The organism is Vibrio sp. MOR3 (genome assembly GCF_001557775.1).
Taxonomy (GTDB): Bacteria; Pseudomonadota; Gammaproteobacteria; order Enterobacterales; family Vibrionaceae; genus Vibrio; species Vibrio jasicida.
In genome coordinates this window covers 230,145-253,939 of record NZ_LNRD01000004.1, presented here as the reverse complement: position 1 = coordinate 253,939, position 23,795 = coordinate 230,145, and the positions used below count along the sequence as shown (strand labels likewise).

Genomic DNA, 23,795 nt, shown 5'->3' with positions numbered 1-23,795 from the left:
GGATGAAAGGACTCTTACGGACATTGGGCTTTAGTTTCATAGCCCTAAGCACGCACAGTATGGCAAGTGAAGTGAACTACTACGTGATTTCTGAACAAGCCAGACCATTTCAAATAGAACAACAGGGTGAACAGCATTCCGGAATTGTGACGGATATCGTCAGTGAAATTTTTGCCGAGTCCAATTATGAAGTGAAATACCATACTTATCCGTTTAAACGCATGATCTCCGTTTTGGAAGCGGGCGGAGAAGAGAATTGGGTGACTTACGGCAGCCCAAACTGGGGCAAGGTACAATCAGAAAATTTGTCAGAGCAACCTATTTACACTGTAAAACATGTATTGGTTTCCAGCAGTAAAGCACCATTTAAATTCAGCGATATGGAGCACATGCAAGGCCGCTCAATCGTACTTCTACTCGGCTTTGATTACCCAAACCTCAGCCCGTTTTTTGATAACGGCACCGTGAATGAAATGCGCGTCAAAGATTACGATGCAGCGTATCGAGTTCTGCAAAGAACCCCTGGCGATACCGCATTTGTTGAAATGGAATCGCGGGTGGTATACAACATCAAACGTTTAGAGCTTCCGATGAGCGATTTCCAGATCCAATCTTTTAGTAATGTGATCCCAGATTACTCTATCTATCTAGCCTTCTCTCCGAACATGAAGCCGGAAGTACAGAGCTTCATCAATAAGCGCCTAGCAGAGCTCAAAAGTTCGGGGCAAATCGACAACATCATCAAAAAATACATCTAACCACTCATACCTAACCAATCATGAAAAAACCGCCAGCTTCGATAAGCTGGCGGTTTCATTTTTATATCTTCTCTGTGATTAATCTTGTTCGAGCGCTTAATCTTGTTCGACAAATTTGGGATCGAACATGTGGCCGAGCTTATTGGCTTTGGTTTGTAAGTAGTGTTGGTTGTTTGGGTTATTGCCCTCTTGCAGTGGCACTCTTTCTATCACGTTGATGTTCACCTTCATCAGCGCTGCAAGCTTACGTGGATTGTTGGTCATCAAACGTACTTCATCGATTCCAAGATGCTCCAGCATCCCTTTGCAAAACGCGTAGTCACGCATATCTGCGGCAAAGCCAAGACGCTCATTGGCTTCGACCGTGTCTGCGCCTTCGTCTTGCAAGTGATACGCACGAATCTTGTTGATTAAGCCAATCCCCCTACCCTCTTGGCGCAGATAAAGCAGCACACCGCAGCCTTCTTCGACAATGTTTTGCAATGCACGGTTAAGCTGGAAGCCGCAATCACAACGCGTACTAAAGAGTGCATCACCAGTTAAACATTCAGAATGAAGGCGAATCAGCGGGGCTTTACTGTTGGCCGGATCACCATAAACCAATGCTAAGTGCTCTTTGCCTGTGGCGCTCTCGATAAAACCGTACATTACAAACGTGCCCCACTGAGTCGGTAATTTGGCTCTATCAATAAACCTCACCAAGCTGCTGGGCTCGATATGTTTTAATTCAGCACGCACGTTCATCAGAATCTCCCCTAAATGATTTTGACCAGAGCCATCTCCCCCATCTCCCCAAAAACCATCTTTGTGTGAGTGCTCTGTTAGACAGGCATTACCCGTTTTCATCAGTTGCTTGGCTAATTGAGGGTTTTGCAAAAACTTCTCACGCACAACAAACGCCATCACTGAGAGTTTGTCGTCATCCCAGTCTTCACGCACGAAGTGTTGATATTGACGACTGAGGGCGAAAGCTTCATCAGGCGTCTTCGCTGATTGGATTTTACTTTGCAGTTTGAGGTCGTTGAACTTTTGGGCTTGGTAATAGTGTTCGCTGGTGGGCCAAGATTGAGCTGAGACTTGAATCGGGGCATGACAGAAATTAGAAAGAAAGCCGTGAGATTCATCGGGCTCATAGAAAAGGATCTGATCAACCATAATCGTACTCCTGACGTTGCTGTTTTAATAGTCAACACAAAGCATATTGCTATTGATATAATCTTTAGTAACGCTGTAGGAGAAAGTCAAACAATTGGTTGTAAAACAAAAAATGAAAAGGGCAGTCTTATGACTACCCCATGATTGGTATTACCGTAGTGCGAGAATTAGTGAATCAAGCCAAGTTCCCTTGCTTCTTCGATGCTCAAACCGCTTTCACGGATTTCACGAAGTGCTTCAATGCGTCGTCTTGCTTCTGCTGACTTCACGATTTTCTCAGGTCTCACAACGGATTCTTCTTCTGGGAGTTCCCATTTGTGAGCGATGTTGCTCATCTCTTCATGGTCGATAGAATTAATGGACATATTTCCTCCGAACACACCATGTTTTCGATGGGTAATCTATAGCAAACCCCCAATGCAGAGGTAAGAAAAACAGTGGGGAAATGTGACCCCTCCCGACCTTTCATCAACTCGTTAATAGATTCATCATTTAGTTTTTGCAAACCACAGTATTAGCGATTAAATTTGAAGAATTCCCCCTACGAAAAGTGAGCTGATCCAGCTCTCATTTTTCCCGTGATTCTTCACACTTCTATAACCGAAAAAATTCTTTTTATTACACTCAACTTTCGAGTCACTTCACTTATTAGACGGTTCTGTCTTTCGTAAAACTCGCACACCTGATAATGATAATAATTATCTTTTGTATTGGTAAGGTGTTTTTATGAGTGACATAAACCTGATTCAGGCATACCACTCTGATCCGGTCATCCAGATCAGAGACTTATGTGTGGACTACATCACCGATCACGGCGACTTTAACGCAGTGAAATCGGTAAGCTTCGATATTGGCAAAGGCGAGATATTTGGCCTCGCTGGTGAGTCTGGCTGTGGTAAAAGTACCATTGCTTTCTCTATCAACCGTTTACACAAGCCGCCAGCGTTTATCTCAGGAGGCCAAATTCTATTTGAAGGCAAAGATATTCTGAGTCTATCCGACAGTGAGTTAAACACACTGCGTTGGAGCGAGATTGCGATGGTGTTCCAAAGTGCCATGAACTCCCTCAATCCAGTATTAACCATTCAGGAGCAATTTGCCGACGTACTGCGCCATCACAAAGGCATGACCAATGAACAAGCCAAGGACCGCGCAGAAAAGTTGCTCGACTTGGTCAACATTCCCCGCGATCGACTTGGCGAGTACCCACACCAGTTCTCCGGGGGCATGCGCCAACGTTTGGTGATTGCCATCGCCCTTTCTCTCAACCCAAAGATGATCATCATGGATGAGCCAACCACAGCGCTTGATGTCGTGGTACAGCGTGAAATCTTACAGCAAATCTATCAACTGCGTGATGAGTTCGGTTTCTCTGTGCTGTTTATCACTCACGATTTGGCACTCATGAGCCAGTTGTGCGATCGCATAGCCATCATGCGTCACGGTAAGATTGTCGAAGTAAACAGTTCATACGAAATTCGCAATAACCCTCAGCATTCTTACACTCAAAAACTATGGGCTTCATTCCCGAATATCCACGACGTGCATAAAGAGTCAGCCACTGAAGGAGCGTTATCATGAGCGAACCAATCATCCAAATGAAAAACGTGATCAAAGAATTTAAAGTCGGTGGTGGTTTCGCGAAAGAAGAAACCTTCCGTGCGCTTCAAGGCGTGAGCTTTGACCTTTATGCAGGCAAAACTCTCGCGCTGGTTGGCGAATCAGGTTGCGGTAAAAGCACCTGTGCGCGATTAATTACCAAGGTGTATCCGGCCAGCGATGGTGAAATCCTTTTTAATGGAAAAAACATCAACGATATTACCGCTCGCGCAGAAATTCAGGACTATCGCAGCAAGGTACAAATGGTGTTCCAGGACCCATTTGGCTCTTTGAACCCAACCCACACGATTCGTCATCACCTGACTCGCCCACTTAAGATTCATAAGCAAGTTAAAAACGATAAAGAGATCCCGGGCAAACTACTCGAACTCTTGGATCTAGTGGAGCTACCAGAAGAAACATTAAATAAGTTCCCACATGAACTGAGTGGTGGACAACGTCAGCGCGTTAACTTGGCTCGCGCATTGGCAGTAGGCTCCCAAATCATTCTTGCCGATGAACCAACATCAATGTTGGATGTTTCAATTCGTCTGGGCGTATTAAACCTGATGCAGCGCATGAAACAAGACTTGGGCATCGGTTTCTTGTACATCACCCACGATCTGGCAACCGCTCATTACATCGCCGAAGAAACCGCCGTGATGTATAAGGGCCAGATTGTTGAGTGGGGTGACACGCAAGCAATCTTGAAAAACCCGCAGCATCCATACACTAAGTTATTGATCTCTGCGGTACCAGATCCTGATCTACCATTTGGCAACCTCGTGGAAAGTGAACCAAACTATTCAGTAGATGCAGATGAGATCCGAAACCGCAGCAGTATTGTGGTAGAAGACTTTGATCAAATTGGACCAAACCACTTCGTAAAACAATGGACTAAGGCAGCTTAATGGACTTGAATACTTGGCAAGATCTTATTTCGGATTGGTACGAAAACCGGAAGCATGATCAAGTTGAAAGATTGGAAGCGATCCTGTATCAGGCACCGGAATCAGTGTTTGGTCCTGAATTGACTGACGAGCAGAGCAAAGCGATCGCTTGTTGGCTCGATGGCTGCTTAAGAGTATTTCAATATGCCAGGTATCAAAACCATCAAAAAGCCTATCAGACCTTGCAATACACGAGTGCTAAGCTCGAACAAGCTGCATGTCAACCAATGACAGACATTCTGATTAAAGATTGGAGCTTAAAACGCTTACAACATTTAACGGTATTAGCGTTGGAATTTTGCAATCAGCAACAAGATCAAAGCGAATGGCAACAACAAGCGAATTGCTTGATAGAGTCGCATGTAGCGTTGATGCGATCGTTGAATTGGAATGAATCAAGGAAGCATGATCAAGGCTTACGTCATTAATTCGGAAGAATGATCAAGGCGTTGATGACTATAAATTAGGTTTTGAGCGGAATTTTAGATAAAAAAAAGCGAGTTTCTTGAGGAGAAACTCGCGAAGTCTATTCAGAATGAATGTAACAATATGAGCCAATCTATTAATCATCAGAAAGGACAAAAGGTTGTCTATTCGGGATAAATCTTAGTCTGCCATCCGATCATCAATGTCAGTGATTTGTAAGAGTTAAGTCTGATTTCCATCAGTGCAATTCATTGTTACATTCTGAATCAATTGGTCATGCTTATTACTTAAAAAGCATCGACCCTACATATGTTAAATGGCCATTTCATCAAGTGCTCTGAATACCATCTCGTCCATGTGCCCATCAAAAATCTGACGACATACCTTCCGACGAACGGCCAAGCCCGCAATCAAACGTTCAATGGTCAAATGCTTTACATCATTTTGGCTGTTGAACAGCTCCACCGTCTTACTCAGTGTCTCGTATGGCAGAGGAGCATCCCCTACTCTCAAGAAATCAAGCTTCTCAATGAAGTCAGAACACTCTTCTTTGATTGAGGCATACGAATGCCCTGTCATCGCTGACAAAGCCGTTACACTGCGTTCTAGAGCCTCTGGAGAGGTATATTTGGATAGAGTAATGGTGATCTCGTCAGCATTGATCTCAACCAAGTGCTTTTTCTGCTTCACTCTGCGGCCTAAATTGCCACGAGGGGACGGTGCTTTACGCTGAATAGGCTCAAATTCGCCGTCTATGATGCCTGAGAGCTCGTCTAGCTGCTGCCTTGTCACCATCTCATTGCGAAGTGGATTTGGCAGTGTAGGCGCCATATTGCGCTTACCAGCGTTGGTTGTACGTGCTCGTGAGTAACGCAAGACCTCTTCGACATCACATTTGATGTCGATTTGGTAATCCATCACCTTACCGTTCTCGATCATCGTTTCGATCGTTAGGTGATAGCCCCAAAGATTGACAACAAAAAGATCTTCCGTCCCCTTGCCGTCTGACAAACGCTTCAACTCGCGGATCAAATCCATTGAGAATCGGCGCCATTCGATATTACGTGCCAATTTCTGGTTTAACTCGCTCAACAGCATGCAATCAGTATGCTTGCGTACTAGGCGACTACGGAAGAATGAGTACATCTGGAATACCAGCGTATGCTGCTTCAGAATTTCTGGCGGGAATAGGAAGAAGTAATCACGAGTGAGCAATTCTTCGTAGAACGAAGGCTCCCAAACCAAGATGTAAAGATTAGGTTTGATTCGAATCTCACCATCCAGACCTTCTGTAGGCGCTTCTTCAGAGGCAGTAATGGTTCGAGCGATAAACCGGAAACGATCACTCTTAAAACCTTCAGGCATGTTCTCACTCAGCCAACGGCCAGTCAGTTCATGCAACTGGAAATCGGTAAATTCAATACGATCGATACTGTCACGAATAGAATCTCGAGCAGGCCCACTGTCTTTTTTGCCACGCAAAGACAGAATATCGGTAATGTACAACGGCGTCTTGTTAGGGACATGCGCTGCATCCATGTGGTACTGATCTTTGTGATGATCATGGTATTGAACTGTAAGCGTAAACAACGCAAACAACGTCATCAGATCATCAACGGTCATGATGTTTTTAGAAGATCGCGTTTCAATCACAGCTTTGGTGCCAGAGATCGATACCATCGATTTCTGATAACTCTTACGAGTACGAGGTGGTGCGAGGGCTTGGTCAATGATCCCTGCCCAATTGGTCGGTGATACGATGAATTGATCCGCTTCATCTTTCATCATTGGAGGTGTGTTAAGACCGTGCTCATTGAGCAAGCGTTTGTTCACTTGTGTTTGTGCTAACGCTTTGGAACGCTTTTGCTTCTCGCTTTGACGAACCTTTTCTGTCACCAGGCTGGTGGCTCCCAATGCCGAAATTAATTGGTTCGGGTTTACGAACTTATGCAGCATGGTTTTACCAGCAAGGCCTTCTTCAAAACGGACTGGTGTTTGCGTAAATAAACCAATATTCACCGCTGCTCGTAAACGTTGCTGTAATGCAGCACGCGTAAGTTGACCGTCGGTAGCACCAACAATTTCTGTTGTTGAAACTAATCCATCTTTGCTGCTGAATCCACGCAGTGAAATAAGATTAAGCAGTTCTAAGATGCTTTTGGTTACCCCTTTGAAATGTTGGTATTGTTCTACCCAATCTGCAGAAGATTCGTGTACCTCAAAAAGGTGCCCATCCTTATGGCTTCTTGGCGCTTTAATCAGAATTTTTTCATCAGCCGTCATTTTAGATCCAGATCACACTAGCCGTAGTTTCGCTATGGTTCCGAAGAATAAAGAAAAACAGATCATAAATAAAGAAAAAATCTTTGTTTTTTAAATAACTGATCTTTTTGATTAATCTGATCTTAATTGATTATATGATCTAATGATCTGGACATTTTTAGCGTCGTAAGTAGCTGTTTAACTTAGATATTTTCAATCGCCATTTCGGAACTATGATCATGTAACCATCGAAAGTATGATCATCGAAAGCCAGAAAGCATGATCACAACTCTCCGTAAGCATGATCATTAAGTTTATGAAAAGATGATCAAAATAGGGCTGAAACGATGATCATGATGTTTATACAACTTATCCACAGAAGCTAGGGCTTCACTTGGAAAACTCATCGTGTGTTATTGCTTACTTGTCTTCATATTAACGTCGGATCGATGATCAAGAGAGAAGATTTTCATCGTTCTGCTCTTAATATCGCGCGGAAATTATTCAATTGATGAAAACTCCACCATTTTGGTTGAATCTCGCTACTTAACAGGGCTTAAGATGAAATCAACGGAAGCATGATCATGATTGTCTTGTCTACATTTTACATGATGCTTTAATTCATCGTTCCGGCTTTTACGCTCTGGTTTTCTCTCTATCCCCCAGTCTATCTACATTCTTCCGTAAATTAGAGGGAAAAATACATGCTTCCGTGTTAAAAACGTTCTTGATCATTTTTCCGATAAATTGATCTGATTGAAAAATTAGCCCGATATGTAAATAGAAGCATGGTTTCCTTGATCATGCTTTCAGTTTTGATGCTTACCTCGGAAGAATGATCATGTACAGTCCTTGATCATTCTTCCAATAGAAACCTCATTCCCTACAAAAAATAGCACTGGACGCATGATCAAGGGTTAGTTGGGAAGAACTCTTTTGACTTAAAGCCACATAAACACTCCAATACCTGATTGATCTCACAGTGCCCGTAATTTAGGGCTGTTTTATAATCGTTCCGAGATAAATGCTAGATTTACATTGTAAATACGTGACGATGTAACATTTTTAATTTCATCGAGTTTGAATCTCTTTATTGGCAAGTATTTGATTAAATTTTGTGATGTTTTCATGGGAGAATCATAAAAGTGGCGTTTGTGAGTGTTTTTTTATGTGATGGTTATTCAAAATGTTTGTTCACCTTTTTGTTGTTTTAGAATGCTAGTGCTGTACAATTAAAATCAGATATCCTTCCAACGGAATTTGGCATGAAAAGAGAAAAAACGATTGAAAATCTCCAGGAGTTAGCGGAACTGACGCAGCAGGTTCAAGCTGACCGTATTGAGATTGTTTTGGAAGAGCGAAGTGACAATTACTTCCCACCAATGTCTAAAGCGATGATGGAAACCCGCTCTGGTTTAACTCGTCGTAAGCTGGATGAAGCTATTGGTAAAATGGAGGCAGACGGCCATCAATTTACTAAGAATAATGCTAACCATTATTCAATCACTTTAGATGAAGCGCACATGCTAATGGACGCGGCAGAAGTGCCAAAATTCCATGAGCGTAAAAAGAATTCAGAAAATAAACCGTGGATTATCAACGTACAGAACCAAAAGGGTGGTACGGGTAAATCAATGACTGCGGTTCATTTGGCTGCATGCCTAGCACTAAACTTAGATAATCGTTACCGCATTTGTTTGATTGACCTTGACCCTCAAGGTTCATTACGTTTGTTCTTAAATCCACAAATCAGTGTGGCAGAACATGACAACATTTACTCTGCGGTTGATATCATGCTTGGTAACGTGCCAGATGGTGTGGAAATCGATCGAGAATTCCTACATAAGAACGTACTGCTACCGACGCAATACCCGAACTTGAAGTCGATTTCTGCTTTCCCAGAAGACGCAATGTTCAACGCAGAAGCATGGCAAACACTCTCTGAAGACCCATCGCTAGACATCGTTCGTCTGTTGAAAGAGCAGTTGATTGACAAGATTGCGAATGACTTCGACGTGATTATGATTGATACCGGTCCACACGTTGACCCGCTAGTATGGAACGCAATGTACGCATCAAATGCGCTATTGATTCCTTGTGCAGCGAAGCGTCTTGACTGGGCTTCAACAGTAAACTTCTTCCAACACCTTCCAACGGTTTATGAGATGTTCCCAGAAGATTGGAACGGTCTTGAGTTTGTTCGTCTGATGCCAACCATGTTCGAAGACGACAACAAGAAGCAAGTTTCTGTTCTAACTGAAATGAACTATCTTCTAGGTGACCAAGTTATGATGGCCACTATTCCTCGTAGTCGTGCATTCGAAACGTGTGCTGACACCTACAGCACAGTGTTTGATTTGACCGTAGGCGACTTCGAAGGTGGTAAGAAAACGCTCGCTACTGCACAAGATGCGGTACATAAGAGTGCACTAGAACTAGAGCGCGTACTGCACTCTAACTGGCCGTCATTGAATCAGGGGTAATGAATAAATGGCATTGAAAACGTCTGAATTAAACGCGAAATTATTTGGTAAAACCAATAAGCGTCGTGTTGCGACACCTCAAGAAGCGCAAACGGCGGCAAAAGACAAAGCACAAACTATCGAACTTGCTGTCGCAGGCGAGAACACCGTTCAGTTTGAATTGGTCCGCATTCCTGCGGATAAAGTGGCGACAGACACTAGCGTATTTGCAGAAAACGCTCGTGAGCAATCTTTCCTAAACGAACACGCTTTATCGGATGTGTTGGTGACGTTGAAAGAACGTGGTCAACAATATCCAGCGGTTGGTCGTCGCACTGAAGATGGCAAGATTGAAGTATTGGACGGTAGCCGCCGTCGTATGTCTTGTATCTTAGCAGGACAGGATTTCTTGGTTTACGTTGGTGACGGCATCAACACGGACCACGCGAAATTCCTTTCTGATGTTGCAAACGCGCACAAGCCACTGTCTCTATACGAAAAAGGTAAAGAGATGCAGGCGAAGCTTGAAAGTGGCGAAGCTGAAGACCAAAAAGCACTAGCAAAAATGTTCCAGTGCAGTGAAGCATTGGTGAGTGGCGCATTAAAAGCTGCGGCACTTCCGCTTGAACTTCTGCAAGCTTACCCGAATGTTGGTGATTTAGGTCGTCCAACGATTGTTAAGCTGCATAAGCAGTTCTCGACATTGAACGGCGAACAACAACAAAACTTGTTGGATAAGTGTCGTACGTCGGAAGGTTATTTGTGGCAGCGCAGTACAGCTCAAGGTGTGGCTCGTCTTACTAAAGAAGTGACAGAAAGCATCGAAAGCTGGATTGCAGAATTAGCGCCTGTGAAGCCGGCTAAGAAAGCAGAAAAAGTCGATTTAGTTAGAGGTCGTGCAAGCTACAGCCGTAAAGGTAACAACCTTGCTCTTAACTTGAAGAAAGTTGACGACAGCTTGATGGAAGAAATTCTTGCTTTCGTTGAGAGCAAAATGAAGTAAAACTCTCCTTGTTTGAAACCGCCTTCGGGCGGTTTTTTTATGTCTGTAATTTGGCAAAGTCTCCATGAATCGAGATGTGATAACATGGTGTCAGTTTAATGATCGGACATACGTAATGCTCGCACAATCTGAATTCCTCTCTCAGCTTCAACGCCAATCTTACAATGCCTTTCAACGCAACGGCGTAGTGATTTATGGTGATGCCGATTGGCAAAACACCTTGATTGCCGACTTTCATCAAAAGCAACAAAATCAAACGTGGTTCTGTGTTGGGGATTGGCAACTAGAAAATGCCCTCTGCATAAATTCAAAGCAAGGCAATATGTTGCTCGGTCGTGAATGTGACGTGCTGCTGTTTGACGCGAGAAAAGAGTTTGACGCAAACAGTTTTACCTCGGCTCTTGGTGCGCTCGTCGGCGGTGGTCTATTGATTGTGGTTGCCAATAAAGACCAAGATGCGGATGAAGCGGAACTGTGGCTGCAAACGCAATGGCAACAACTCACCGTTATTGAGGAGAATTCACCATTACCTCAATTACCAGGTTTCATCCAAGCGGAAAAAGCACAACAGTATAGTGAGCAAGCTGAAGCGGTTTCTTTTATCGAAAAAGTGGTGACAGGGCATCGCAAACGTCCTTTAGTATTAACCGCCGATCGTGGTCGAGGAAAAACCAGTGCGTTAGGCATTGCGTGCGCGCAGATTCTAGAGCAAAAGCCATTACGAATTCTCGTCACAGCGCCAAGCATCAAAGCTGTTGAACCTGTTTATCAGCACTCGCTCAGATTGCTATCAACAGCAGAGCGCGTTAAGAAAGACCGATTAGAAGCGGGGCAGGGCTACATTCAGTTCATCGCACCGGATGAATTACTCTCTACTTTACCTGAGTGTGATTTGTTGTTGGTTGATGAAGCTGCTGCGATTCCGGTTCCTATGCTTAAGCAGATTACTGAGCAATATCATCGTCTCGTGTTCTCAACCACCATTCATGGTTATGAAGGTTGTGGCCGTGGCTTCACGCTTAAGTTTGTCGATTGGCTACAAAAGCAAAGACCTGGAATGAAGCTTTGTCATCTTCAACAACCTATTCGATGGGCAGTAAATGACAACTTGGAATCTTGGTTGTATCAAGCATTTTTACTGGATGCAGAACTCACTCCGAGTCAACCTGCCGAGCTTGGCGATATTTCATTAATCAACCTCCGTAAGTCAGCGTTGATTTCTAATCCTTCCGTATTGAAAACGTGCTTTGCGTTACTTGTGAATGCGCATTATCAAACCTCTCCAAATGATTTGCTGCATCTTCTGCAAGATGAACATTGCCAGATCTACGTAGCCCAGAATAACAATGAAGTCGTCGGGGTGATGTTAACTGTGGAGGAGGGCAACCTCGATTCGAATCTCGTTAAAGATATTCAGCTTGGAAAACGTCGTCCGAAAGGGCACCTGACGCCAGTGACTATTATCAATCAACTTGGTTACGCTGATGTGGGTGCGCTTTCTACTTTGCGAGTCATGCGAATTGCGGTTCATCCAGATTTGCAAGGGCAGGGTATTGGCCAACAAATGTTAAAGCAGTTGGAACAAACTACGCCGCCTCATATCTCTTATTTGTCCACCAGCTTTGGTGCAACAAAAGAACTGATTACGTTTTGGAACCAATCTGGTTTTGAATCCATTCGTCTTGGAAGTATGCGAGATGCGGCAAGTGGGTGTTACTCATTGTTGATGGTTCGTCAGTGTGGCTCACAACAAGCTTGGATAAACGAAGCCAAATCGCTATTCGAAGAACTGTTGCCATTTAGTGCGGCGTCTACTTATCCTAAGTTAGAGCCAAGTTTGCTTCGTGCGCTATTGCCAGCCTCGGTATCTACTTGTCAGTCCCATTTAACGAAGCGCACTTTAATCGAGTGTTATGCTCAAGGTGGGAACAACTTTGAATCGGTCTCTGTTTGGATTCAGCAATGGTTATTGCAATGTGGTTTGGCTGACGTGTCTGACTTGATGATCAGTAAATTATTCTTAAACAAAGACTGGAGTGCGTGCGCTAAGCAATATGGCTTGCCAGGACGTAAGCAAGTTGAAGCACAGATAAGAAACGAGCTGCAAGTTTTGATAGCTAAATTTACAGTGTAAAACGATACACGGTTTTGTAATTTACACTGTAAAGTGGAACGGATAAGAATCTAGATAGGGGAGAGAGTTTACACTGTAAATTCTCTCCTTTGTTTTTCAAGTTGGCTAGAACGAAAAATTGATTGGGAGAGTTAGTGTCAAGCGAGCGCCTTTGACACTTGAAGGTGGTTTTACTAACGGCTGCGCTCGTCCGACAAGCTCAATCGCTTCTCTATCTAATGACGCTGTTCCTGAGCTTTTTACGAGCTCCACGTCGAGAACACTTCCCTCTCTGTCCATGGTAAAGCGAATAACAGGCATCCCTTTCTTCTTTAGTCGACGTGCTTGTCTTGGATAGCGTTTCTCTCGTTCTAGGTGCGCATGTAACGCTTGTTGCCAGCTAACCTTTGCCGCTCTTCCTGCTTCGGATTGTTGACCCTGCCTTAATGCGCTGATTTGCTTGGATTCACGTTTCGTTTCCAAGCTAGGTTTTGAACTCGCGGCTTGATTGATTTCAGGTCGTTTCTCCTTTGACAGCTTTTTTATTTCCGGTTCAGGTTTTGTTCTGTCCGGCTTTGGTTTCTCGGTTTTTATTGGCTTTTCAGGTTTTGCAGCAATCGTGCTAGGTTGTTTAGATTCGATTAAAGCTGGAGACTGCTCTTGTTTGGGCTCCTGCTTTACGGGTTGTTCTTGGCGAGCTTGTTGAACTAGCTCTTCTTGTTGCTCTGTACTTTCAACTGCTTTGATCGTGTTTTGGGGTGCCGCCATTGGTGCGACGATGCTCACTGTAATCGGTATAGCTTGTGGTGGAGAGGAAAAGTCATACTCAGGTGTCCACATGTAAGCGATGGCTATTAAGGTGTGAAGAGAGGCGCTCAGTAATATAGCCGTAAAAACAAAACGTTTTTTTCTATGGCTATGACGAAAAGATGGTCCCGCTAGCGCGCTCATTGTGTAGCTCCTGACACCTGCTCTACACCAACCAATGCGATTTGGTTGTAGCCGCTAGCAACCATTGCATTCATCACTTTCATTAGATCTTGATAACTCAGAGATTTGTCAGCTCGGAGAAATATCCGAGTACCTGTTTCGACCTCGGCTTGTATCAAGGTTTGTTCTAAATCGGCAAGTGAAGTCTCGTGCTTTTCTCCCACCACTAGGGTTAGGTCTTTTTGAATCGTGAGGTAAACCGGTTTATCTGGTTGAGGTAGGGGCTCTGCAGATGACGTCGGCAAATCGACTGCAACGTTGACTGTTGCTAAAGGGGCGGCAACCATCACAATGATTAAGAGCACCAACATAACGTCAACCAGAGGCGTAACGTTGATCTCATGATTTTCAACCATATCGTCGCTGTCTGAGGCTGGCTTAAATCCCATGGCTTAACCCACCTTCTTTAGCACTGTGTCGTTGTGTTCTTGGTGAGATTGCATTCGCTTTTGATCCAAATCTCGGCTAACCAAGATCATCAATGCTACGGAGACATCGGCGAGTTGCGCTTTGTAGCCAGAAATTTTACGTGTGAAGTAGTTATAGATGACCACTGCTGGAATTGCTGCCACTAAACCAATTGCCGTGGCAAGGAGGGCTTCTGCGATCCCCGGAGCGACCACCACTAGCGTCGTGTTCTGAGATTTTGCGATTCCGATGAAAGCATTCATGATGCCCCAAACTGTGCCGAACAATCCAACGAAAGGACCGACGGAGCCGATGGTTGCGAGGATGCCGGTCAATGAAGTCATGCTTCTCCCTAATTCAGCTTGCACTCTTTCTAAGCGCAGTTGTACGCGTTCTTTAATGCCATTTTCTGAAGCAGAGCCTAGAGAAGAGAGTTGCAATTCATGCTGCGTTGCTGAAATTAGTGAGGATTCTACGCCTTTAAAAGGCTGAGTGGTCTGTTTGGCATTTTCCAATGACTCTGCATCAACAAGCTCAGTAAGTAGTTTTTGTGTGCGTCGTGTTGCTTTCATCAGTTGTACTTGTTTAAAAAGAAAAACTGCCCAAGTCAAAATGGATGCGGCAAGCAGTGAGAGCATCACTCCCTTTACCACCCAATCAGCAGCGTGGTACATACCCATTGGGGATAAATCGTGGGTGATGAGCGGGTTAGAAGGTGGTGCTATTTGTGTTTCAGTGACTGAGTTATTTATAGAAGTACCAGTTGACTCAGTTGCAGAAGAAGAAAGGGGAAGAAGTGCCAGACTAAAAGATGCCGACACTAGGAGAAAAAAACGCTTATTCATTATCCATTGCTCGTTGTGAAAATGACTGATGGCGCAAAAAACCTTTTCGCGCCTGCTCTATCCACTACACCGAATGAAGTAACGAAATCCGTAAAATAAATTTAAATATTTGGACCAATTTACACTGTAAAGCATGTTTGCCGTGATTTTAGAGTCAAAAACGCTTTTCAAATTTTACGCTCACCTCATTCTGCTGATAGGTGTAAAGCCAATCAACGTTGCTGTTTACCCGTTTATGAGTCCACTCTAGAATGGGTGTCAACGTCCAAAAAACCAACTTTGGAGAGGAAAATGTGACAGTACAGTTTTGCTCTGTGTCTCTTCTCTTTGCATCGAGTAGGGCGTTATATCCCTCGTATTGCCTTTCTCGCAGTGATGCAAACAGGTTAGCGTCAAGCCAACCTTCGACGCTTTTCACGACTCCGATTCGACCACCATAGAGCTGGTAAGCATGTACATCTTGATCATTTTGTTTATGCGTCCAGTCTATGCCACCGAATGCGAGCCATTGTTGTGGCAACTGGTGCCAATAGTTGATGCTTGCATTCCATTGCCAATCTGATTGATAGTCGAGCTTTGTTGGACGGTAATCTTGGTATTCGCCTTTTAGTTCCCATCTCAATGCGCTTTTCGAGTCTAAGCTATGGAATCCATTCAACTTTAGACCTGTTGACCAATACAAACTCTTATCCGCGTATGTGCTGTACTCGATCAACGGCGCAACCAAGATACTATGACGCTGGTCTTGAAAGCTGTAACCCAAGCTAACATTCGCTGTTTGCTCGTTGTATTCACTGTGATTGTTGTAACGAGAACCATACGTCAGCGCTTGCAAACTCATACCATGATGACCTTTGAAGCTAATGCGCTTATTCGCACTTGCGTTAAAAGTTAACCCTGCTGCTCTCTGTTTTTCCGGTGTGACTCGATCAAATAAACACTTTCCTGTCTCATGACGGACTAAGCAAGTATAGGTTTCTGAGCTGCTATTGAGATTGTCATTGAAAGTTGGACCAAAACTGATAGCACCTTGCCATGCATCTCTGTGTTCTAGTGCTGATATAAAAGCATCGAGAGTACGTCTGACACCATCAGCCCTTGGGTTATCAGTAGGGAGAGTGGATTTGATTTGTGAGAAAAGGGTGTGTGCGTCTTGGTTTTTCTTACGCTCAAACAAAACGCGAGCAAGCTCTAACTGAGCGGGAAGAAAATTCGGATTTAACGATAAAAGCGATCGGAATTCTGCCTCTGCATCACTTAAACGACCTAAATAGCGTGATAGACCGCCTTGGGCATAATGGATAAGTAAAGGATCTGCATAGGGTGAAGATTGATACTGGTTCAATAGTACTTCTACTTGTGACCATTGCTTTCCTTTAACTGCTAGGTAAAGCGCTTGCCCTAAGTTGTCGTTGCTTTGATCTGACGAGCTTTGTTCCTGAGCTTGCTTAGACCTCTGTAATTCGAGTTCTTTTTCTTCTTGCAGGAGACGCTTTTCTTTTTCTTGTGCTGATAGCGCATCTCTTTGCTGAATGCGAAGATTCGTATCTTGGTCATTGGCTACAACAGGAAAAGAAAACAACGGCACTAACAGGGATGTCAGAGCGATGGTGTAAGAGGTTCTAACCGCCATAAATATTCCATATAAAAAGAAGCAGCACGGGCTGCTTCTTGGTTATCACTCATTGAATCGAGAGTTATTTTTTCTCGCCGCCAAAAGCAGTGTCTAGATCGCTATTGTTGGTAAAGGTGGCGATACCAGCCAAGCCAGCAGCATTCGCACCAAAGAAGTGACCTTGAGAAGCGCCATTCGTGGTTGTGCCATTCTGTACAGCTTGAGCAGTGCCATTAAATGCTGCGGTTGCTGCATTAATCGTTGCGTCTACACTTACCGTTAGGTTGCTATTGTTGATTGAACCGTCTAGCGTTTTGGCTCCGAAGTCAGCGTTAAACGTACCTGAAAGTTTGTTTGCGCCAGAGAACTTGTTAATACCAGTAATGTTGTAGGTCGCCTTGCCGCTGGTTGGTACAGTCGTTCCTGCATCATTACCGACGTAGTAAACGGTACGGTTGTTAAACTCAGAATCTTTCTTACCTTCGTACCATTCTCCAAACCACACATCTTGATTCGCTACTTGGACAAAACTGTAAAAATTGTCTTGAAAATGTTTGCTGCCTGATGTGTGAACACCATTTCGCTCGTCATCAAAAATACCACCAGCTAGACCTTCAAAGTCCACTCGTTTGCCACCTGTTTTACCGATGCCTGCATTGCCTTTAGAGTGAATAAATGGGACCCAAACTTCTGATTCTCCTACTTGGCGAAGCGAATCATCACTGATCGCGCCATCAAATCCTGCATGAACAAGTGGGCTTAGACCAATCATTGCTGCTGCAATCCATGAAAGTTGAAGTGGTTTCATTGTCTCTTCCTTTTGTTGATTGAAATAGTTAAAGAAAGAGACCATGCCAGTGCATCCGGTGCGCGCGACAGATGACTAACGCGGTCTCATTTAGTACACCGAAATAGGAGACAAAACCCGTAAATAAGTTTGTGATTTTTTTAATTGTTGTCGAATAAAAAACAAAACGCCCACAGCTGTGGGCGTTTTTGATAGCTGCTTGTGTTTTAACGGCTGGTAAATTCAATCGTTGTGGAAATTCTTTCAACCATACTAAAGTCATTAGGACCGTTAAGACTCCAGCTGAAGCCCATTGAGGCTTTTGCCACTTTGCCGTTGGTCGGTGGACTTTGTAGTTGGAAGGTTAAGCTGTCACCAGCGGGGATAACAATAATGACATCGTTATCTTGAAGGTCTTTACTAAAGTAGCTTTGAGAGCCAACTAATATCCTTGGTGTTACATCGTCGCTGCTACTACTAAGCGTATACTTTCCGAGAGTAATGGTGATTGGCTTTCCTACTGCTTCAAAAGTATAGCTATCGAGAGTGTAATAGTTAGGAATAGGACCCGTATCGGATGTTTTATCGATGACGTCATTTTGCTTGTGAGGCAGTCGCAAAGGAGTGGTATCTGAGCCGCGTGTGAGTTTGGTGTGCGGTTGGGATTCAGAAATCGCTCTTACTCTAACTCCCACAGAATGGCTATCTGAAAACTCGCCATCATTTACGGTTAAACTGACGACGTAATCCCCGGAGATATCTGGCGAAAATGAAGTTAGTACAGCATAAGGATCATCGATGACGGCGGATGAGCCGTTTGGTTTTTTAGTGAAGTGCCATTCATAAGTGAGTACATCGCCGTTGGCATCACCACTGGGTGTGCCATTCAATGGGACACTCATGTTATCAAGAACCCAAAACATTGAACCATCTACCTCCGCATGTGGAGGGACATTTTTATAAAAAAAGGAAGCGGTGGTCGTAGCGGAAGCTTCAGAAAAGCCATCGAATGCAGTCACTTTAACCACATAATTGCCCTCCGTATCAGCTTTGATTGAGTTGAAATCATACACAGTCGATTTCGCTATAGAGTAATTGCTGCCTTGTGGGTGGGACAACACTTCCCATGTAAACGACAATTTATCGCCATCAATATCTTGAGGTCTTGTGTTTAGGTTAATTTGCTGAGTTAGGTTACCGGTGTACTTATCTTTGGTAAATTTAATCGTTGGTGGTGTATTTTCGTCTTCCCTGATGACTTCTATCTTTACTTGGTTAGGGCGGCTGTCTGTTTTGCCATCGTTCACCACCAATTCTACAAGGTAAGTGCCCAATAAGTCTGGTTCAAAGCGCGGAGTTCTGGATTCTGGATTAATGAGCTCCGCCTTACTCTTGAAGGGTTTCGATACCATTTTCCAAGAGAAGGCTATTGAGTCTTGATCGTAGTCGACGCTACCCGTGCCATCGAGATGCACCACTTTTTCACTCAGCTTTACATGTTGATTGATCCCAGCTATCGCAATAGGGGGGTGATTGTTAGGCGTTTGGGGTTCAGAGGCATCATTCCCACCGCCACCATTACAACCATTAAGAAGTAATAATAGCAATGGTGTGAGAGTATATTTCGAGCTTAAACTCATCTTAGTTCATCCTAATTGATTAGAAGCGCGGTCCATAACGCGGCGCGGTAAAAGAAAGGCTTTATCTGATACACCGAATGAGATTTGAATATCCGTAAAAAAGCGCGGAGAGACCGCGCTTTTTTATGTGTCGTTGTCGTGCAGGACGATCAGTTTGTTTGGAAGTGGTAGCCAAGACCTGCATAAAAGTCTGTTTGATCTTTGATCATAAAACCGTAAGACAATGTAACAGTATTTCCTTGCGTTGGCGCCGACCAAAGCTTAACAACTATTTCATCGCCGACAGGTAGCACGCTACCATCTTCAATGCCGCTTAATTTAACGTCGTGAGTGAGGCTGACTGCGTCCATTGCAAAGATCTGCTGAACCTCATAATCGTGTCCAACGGCTTGAAGAGTTAATGACCCTAGGAGTACGTATTTGGGCGCTTCACCTTTAATTTCTTCATTCAGAGTAACCTCCTCTGCGAACGGCCATTGTTTTTTCTCACCGTTGAAGTGCAATACGAGGTCGCTTGTTCCTGCTTTCGATGCCGTTACTCGAACAAAATCTTTTTCACTGCTTAGAGCACCATCACTTACGGTTAGAGCAAGCGCATAATCACCCTCGACATCGGGGGTGAATGTTGGTTTTGCTGACGTAGCATCCGACAATTCTGCAGTACTTGCCGAAGGCTTGGACACAAATTCCCACTGGTACGTGATACCTGAATCATTGCCATCAATGCTTGCGCTAGCGTCTAAGGTTGCGGTTCCACCCAATTCGAATGTGGTATCTCGTCCCGCCATGGCAACCGGTGCGACGTTATCGGCAGAGTAGTTGATGGTGATCTCTTTAGTTGTCTCTTCTTTACCGTCTGAGACGGTTAGAGTTAGTTTGTATTCACCCGCAACGTTTGCTTTTAGCGCTGCTTGTTTGGTGCTTGCGTTGCTCAACGACATCGTGGTGTTTTTTGGTGCTGAGTTAAGAGTCCATTGGTAGCTGAGCATATCATTATCAGCGTCGTAAGCTTTCGCGTCTAATTTCAGGGTTTGATCAAGCGCTGCCGTGTAGGTTTCCGATGCATAAATAACGGGCGCCACGTTGGTATTTACTTCTGTCGCGGTGATAGTCAGCGATTGTGCGCTACTGTCTTTTTTGCCATCGTTTGTTACTAACTGAACGGTGTAGTCTCCTGCCACGTCTGGTGTGAAGTATGGAGAGACCGCATTTACGTTATTTAACTTGACGTTACTGCCTTGTGGTTTTTTGCTGATAGACCAAGTGTACGTTGCGATACTGGCATCTACACCGTAGCTACCCAGTCCATCTACACGAATTCTGTTTCCGACTTTTGCTGTTTCGTAACCAGATACAACGGATACAGGCGCTTTATGTGAATCTGCAGTGTTTGAGTCTGAACCACCACCACAAGCGATAAGCGAAGGAATGGTGATAGCAAGAAGCGTCCATTTCATGTTGGGTTTCATTAAATCATCCTAAATATACGGTTCTATAGGCTTGGTGGTGTTTGGGACACCAAGCCTATATTGGGCTTTATGAAGTTTCATCCACTACACCGAATAGCAATTGGAAATCCGTAAAAATAAAATGAAAAAAGAAAACGCCTCGGATGAGGCGTTTTCTTTTTAAGGGGCGTTCATAAGGTTTAGAAGCGTCCGTTTAACTTGAGTCCTATCGTTCTTCCTGGTGCAGGCATCCCAGATACCGATCCAGCTTCAAGATAATAAACATCGGTGATGTTGCTTCCGATAAGCTCTGCAGATAGGTGTTCGTTAAATGCATATTTAATGTAAGCATCAAATGTTGTTACATCGGTTCGTTTAATTTGTTCATCTTCGTGGCTGCCAGAAACATAGTTGGTGCGTAACCCGCTTTCTAATGCTTGATTAAAGAACCTTGCTCCGACTAATAAGCTACCCGAATACTCTGGTGCCGCTTGTGCTGCCAGATAGCTTGCTGCTGTGAAGCCACCGCGAACACACGTTTCTGTTGATGGTGTGGTTTTATCGACAAGAGCTGGGACGAAGCCTTGAGCAGCAGAGTTTTTGTCACACACCTCATTGCGGAAGTTATAAGCCAATGACGCATCGGCAAAGTACAGTTGGTTATCGAACATACCGTTGATTTCAATACCACTGGTGCGTTGGCTATCCAGATTGGCAAATGAAAAACTGGATCGATCGCGATCCATTACATCATCAATCGTTTGATCAAAGTAAGTGAGCTTTGCACTTGCGTTCTCAAAGTAGTGAATGTACGCGACCTCGAAGAGTTTCGCTCGCTCTGGTTCAAGGGGTACTGATGCTGATGGGTTACCAGAAAATCCACTGGTACTCTCAAATAAGCTTGGGAATCGCAGTGTCTCTGCATATCGAGCATACGCACGGCTGTTTTCGTTGATTAGCCATGTAGTGGTAAGAGAGGGCATCCAACCACTGCCGCTGTTCTTGTAGCTGAGGTTACGGTTGTCCTTGCCATCAATTTGTCCTTTGGTTTTACAACTGCCTTCAACAAAGTTGTCTTTCTTTTGGGCAATCAAACAAGGGTTGTTAGCAAGATCCAGTTCGTTTTTACTGTTGGTTCGCCATTCAACTACGTGATCCTCAACGAAACTGGTTTTGTTTTTGGCTTCCGTTGTTTTCTCTTCTACCTTTGCAGTTAACAGTGAATCAAAGTTATTGATCTCATTTTGACGCAGTTTTAACTCTTCACGGTAAGTATCAGCTTGGGTGGGATCGGAGGTGATCAAATGTTGCAAGCGATTGATTTCTCGGTTTATGTTCTTTTTTGTGAACGTTGCGCGAACTTCATGCTCAGCATTCGCGACGTTTTGTGCGATTTCTTCTGGGGCGTAAGTTTCAATGGTTTGAAATGCGAGACGATAACCATCTTTCTTGTATTCTTTAAGACCAACATCGTCGCTATTGCCCGTTTTGATGCGATTCTCGATGTAAAAGTCGGTGGCTTCATAACTGATATAGCGCACGCCTGCGTTGATAATAAAGGCATCTAGTGGACGCCATTCGATGACCGCGGCTCCGTTATATTCTTCTCTTTCTCCCGAGCGCACAGGACCACCGTACAAATCAATGAGGTATTCCAAACCTTCTTTTGGGGTCAATTCATGCTTCATGTAGCTGCCGGAAAGCGTGACATCCAAGTTATCGAGCAATAGCATTTTGTTCTTAAAATCAAAGCCAAAACGGTTTTCATCACGATTGACGGTCGAGGTGTTGATGATGATATCTGGTGTCTCGCTACGAAAGTTCACAAAATTGGGAAAGCCATAGCCAGTATTGCTTCTGGAATCCGTTAACGTTGTCCATAGGTTAGTACTGAGGTCAATGTAGCGGCTTTCTGGGTTTGCTCGAAACTTGATGCTGTAAGCTTGCATCTTGGCATTCGCTAGCGGCCATTGAGGCAGACCGTCACTGTTTCGATAATCTGAACGACTCGCGAGGATTTCCCCGTGAGTACTCTCTGTATAGCGCGCATTCAGCTGTAACTTATAGTAATCGCTAAAATTAATGGTTGTTTTTAATAGGAACGATTCCATCTCAGAGGATGTATTTGGTACTTCGTGCCCAGGGATATGGCTCAATGCAATGTGTTCCGGGTTCAAATATGGGTTTCTGCCCGCAACGATCTCGCTACCGCTACCATCTCTTGATTTGGAGTAGAAACCCGTTTTATTTGTGCCTGAGTAGTAGTTACCACGATTACGATATGCATACGCGCCAAGCCATTCAATTTTTGGTTTTACGCCCGCAATAGCTAATCGATAAGCTGTATCCTCACCGTTTAGCGGATTGTCATCTTTATCATCTCTAGTTTGAAAGCGTACTTCTGGGTCGTCATATAATGGTACGCCGCCTAACTCATTGTATACTGGGACATCTTGCCATCGTTTACCTGTATGCAAGCGAGCTTTATTGGGCTTTACTGAGTTGCTGCTGCTTTCCGCCACGAACTCCATACCGAAATTATCACCCTCAGGCACAATGTCTTGTGGCTCCAATGTCGTGACTTGTACTGCGCCCCCTACAGAGGTATTCACGTCCGAACTGATCTGTGCGCCTTTGTAAACTTTCAGGCCACCAATCAAGTTTGGATCAATGTAGTTTCGGTTTGAAGCGCCTCGGTAACCGTTATAAACGGAAATGCCTTGTTCTGTGCCATCTATGACGACAGGGACTCGTCCAAAACCTTGTACACCACGAACATTAGGATCAATGCTTCCACCGCCATTACGAGCCTCACCACTAAAGGTATTTGCCATTCCGGTAAACAGATCGGCGGCGCTTGCGCCTTTGAAGCGTTCTATTTCTTCTTTGCCCATGTAGGCACTGGCAACATCGGCGTCATAGATCGCCATCTCACCATCACTATCGCGATAATAAGCATCTTCAAAACTCGTTCTTACCTGAATTGCGTCGAGTGTCATTTCAGAGGAAGGAGAAAGTTGATAAACGCCATCAGCCTGCTTCTCCGCATTCAATCCCGTGTTTGCCAGCAGCAATGTCAATGCATGTTCGGGGTCATAGTTACCTGTTAATCCAGGACTTTGCAGGTTTTCTGAAAGTGAAGCATTGAGATAAAACTCAACACCAGACTCCACCGCAAACTGGTTTAACACATGGTCAAGATTACCTGCCGGAATATCGTAATTTACTGACTGTTCTGCCCATGCGGCAAAAGGTGTGATGAGAGAGGCTAATCCTAGATTGGCTTGAATCATAACCGCCAATATCTGGCGTCGTTGAGGGAGCGGCACCTTGC

At 44.3% G+C, this 23,795-nt stretch carries 18 protein-coding genes; 7 read left to right on the top strand and 11 right to left on the bottom strand.

Features of this window, described 5'->3' with window-relative positions:
• The first annotated feature begins 2 nt into the window (after positions 1–2).
• Positions 3–758, top strand: a complete 756-nt coding sequence (locus ATB76_RS10880; protein WP_038869892.1) for a transporter substrate-binding domain-containing protein — start codon at positions 3–5, stop codon at positions 756–758.
• Positions 759–854: 96 nt separating this feature from the next.
• Here ATB76_RS10880 and ribA read toward each other — a convergent pair whose 3' ends face one another.
• Entirely contained in the window at positions 855–1,913 is a 1,059-nt protein-coding gene (gene ribA, locus ATB76_RS27195) for a GTP cyclohydrolase II (RefSeq protein ID WP_081094906.1), read from the bottom strand.
• Between the two features lie 167 nt (positions 1,914–2,080).
• Complete coding sequence (locus ATB76_RS10865) at positions 2,081–2,278, bottom strand: hypothetical protein (RefSeq protein ID WP_038869893.1); 198 nt, start codon at positions 2,276–2,278, stop codon at positions 2,081–2,083.
• Between the two features lie 361 nt (positions 2,279–2,639).
• Here ATB76_RS10865 and ATB76_RS10860 point away from each other — a divergent pair, with 361 nt between their 5' ends.
• The 3 genes from ATB76_RS10860 to ATB76_RS10850 are packed head-to-tail and all read left to right on the top strand — an operon-like array spanning position 2,640 to position 4,890.
• Positions 2,640–3,494, top strand: coding sequence for an ABC transporter ATP-binding protein (locus ATB76_RS10860; RefSeq protein WP_038869895.1), 855 nt, complete (start codon positions 2,640–2,642; stop codon positions 3,492–3,494).
• A complete protein-coding gene (locus ATB76_RS10855; RefSeq protein WP_061035173.1) occupies positions 3,491–4,423 on the top strand; it encodes an ATP-binding cassette domain-containing protein in 933 nt (310 codons plus the stop codon). Before ATB76_RS10860 ends, ATB76_RS10855 begins: the two co-directional genes overlap by 4 nt.
• Positions 4,423–4,890 (top strand): hypothetical protein, encoded by a 468-nt coding sequence (locus tag ATB76_RS10850; protein WP_042600295.1) that lies wholly within the window; start codon positions 4,423–4,425, stop codon positions 4,888–4,890. The genes ATB76_RS10855 and ATB76_RS10850 overlap by 1 nt, the downstream gene beginning before the upstream one ends.
• 310 nt (positions 4,891–5,200) lie before the next feature.
• Here the strand turns inward: ATB76_RS10850 and ATB76_RS10845 are convergent, their stop codons facing one another.
• On the bottom strand, positions 5,201–7,171 hold the full coding sequence (locus tag ATB76_RS10845) for a replication initiator protein RctB domain-containing protein (protein ID WP_042600294.1): 1,971 nt from the start codon (positions 7,169–7,171) through the stop codon (positions 5,201–5,203).
• A 1,244-nt stretch (positions 7,172–8,415) separates the two neighbouring features.
• Between ATB76_RS10845 and ATB76_RS10840 the strand changes: the two genes are divergently transcribed.
• From ATB76_RS10840 to ATB76_RS10830, 3 genes are all read left to right on the top strand, one after another.
• Positions 8,416–9,633, top strand: coding sequence for an AAA family ATPase (locus tag ATB76_RS10840; protein ID WP_038871606.1), 1,218 nt, complete (start codon positions 8,416–8,418; stop codon positions 9,631–9,633).
• A gap of 7 nt (positions 9,634–9,640) precedes the next feature.
• Positions 9,641–10,615, top strand: coding sequence for a ParB/RepB/Spo0J family partition protein (locus ATB76_RS10835; RefSeq protein ID WP_038880009.1), 975 nt, complete (start codon positions 9,641–9,643; stop codon positions 10,613–10,615).
• Between the two features lie 115 nt (positions 10,616–10,730).
• On the top strand, positions 10,731–12,749 hold the full coding sequence (locus tag ATB76_RS10830) for a GNAT family N-acetyltransferase (protein ID WP_061035172.1): 2,019 nt from the start codon (positions 10,731–10,733) through the stop codon (positions 12,747–12,749).
• 105 nt (positions 12,750–12,854) lie between these two features.
• Here ATB76_RS10830 and ATB76_RS10825 read toward each other — a convergent pair whose 3' ends face one another.
• From ATB76_RS10825 to ATB76_RS10790, 8 genes are all read right to left on the bottom strand, one after another.
• Positions 12,855–13,679 carry an energy transducer TonB gene (locus tag ATB76_RS10825; RefSeq protein WP_042600292.1) on the bottom strand — a complete coding sequence of 275 codons (825 nt, stop codon included), beginning with the start codon at positions 13,677–13,679 and terminating at the stop codon, positions 12,855–12,857.
• Positions 13,676–14,107, bottom strand: a complete 432-nt coding sequence (gene exbD, locus ATB76_RS10820; protein ID WP_042600291.1) for a TonB system transport protein ExbD — start codon at positions 14,105–14,107, stop codon at positions 13,676–13,678. The genes ATB76_RS10825 and exbD overlap by 4 nt, the downstream gene beginning before the upstream one ends.
• Positions 14,108–14,110: 3 nt before the next feature.
• On the bottom strand, positions 14,111–14,971 hold the full coding sequence (gene exbB / locus ATB76_RS10815) for a tonB-system energizer ExbB (protein WP_017818307.1): 861 nt from the start codon (positions 14,969–14,971) through the stop codon (positions 14,111–14,113).
• A 154-nt stretch (positions 14,972–15,125) separates the two neighbouring features.
• Entirely contained in the window at positions 15,126–16,604 is a 1,479-nt protein-coding gene (locus ATB76_RS10810) for a surface lipoprotein assembly modifier (RefSeq protein WP_061035171.1), read from the bottom strand.
• Positions 16,605–16,668: 64 nt separating this feature from the next.
• Positions 16,669–17,394, bottom strand: coding sequence for a Slam-dependent surface lipoprotein (locus tag ATB76_RS10805; protein WP_005450033.1), 726 nt, complete (start codon positions 17,392–17,394; stop codon positions 16,669–16,671).
• A gap of 206 nt (positions 17,395–17,600) precedes the next feature.
• Positions 17,601–19,013: a hypothetical protein gene (locus ATB76_RS10800; RefSeq protein ID WP_009696523.1), complete on the bottom strand. Its 1,413-nt coding sequence runs from the start codon at positions 19,011–19,013 to the stop codon at positions 17,601–17,603.
• Between the two features lie 149 nt (positions 19,014–19,162).
• Positions 19,163–20,482, bottom strand: coding sequence for a PKD domain-containing protein (locus tag ATB76_RS10795; protein WP_042600289.1), 1,320 nt, complete (start codon positions 20,480–20,482; stop codon positions 19,163–19,165).
• A 179-nt stretch (positions 20,483–20,661) separates the two neighbouring features.
• The gene (locus ATB76_RS10790) at positions 20,662–23,754 is read right to left on the bottom strand and encodes a TonB-dependent receptor (RefSeq protein ID WP_061035170.1); all 3,093 of its coding nucleotides are present in this window, start codon (positions 23,752–23,754) and stop codon (positions 20,662–20,664) included.
• Positions 23,755–23,795 lie beyond the last annotated feature (41 nt).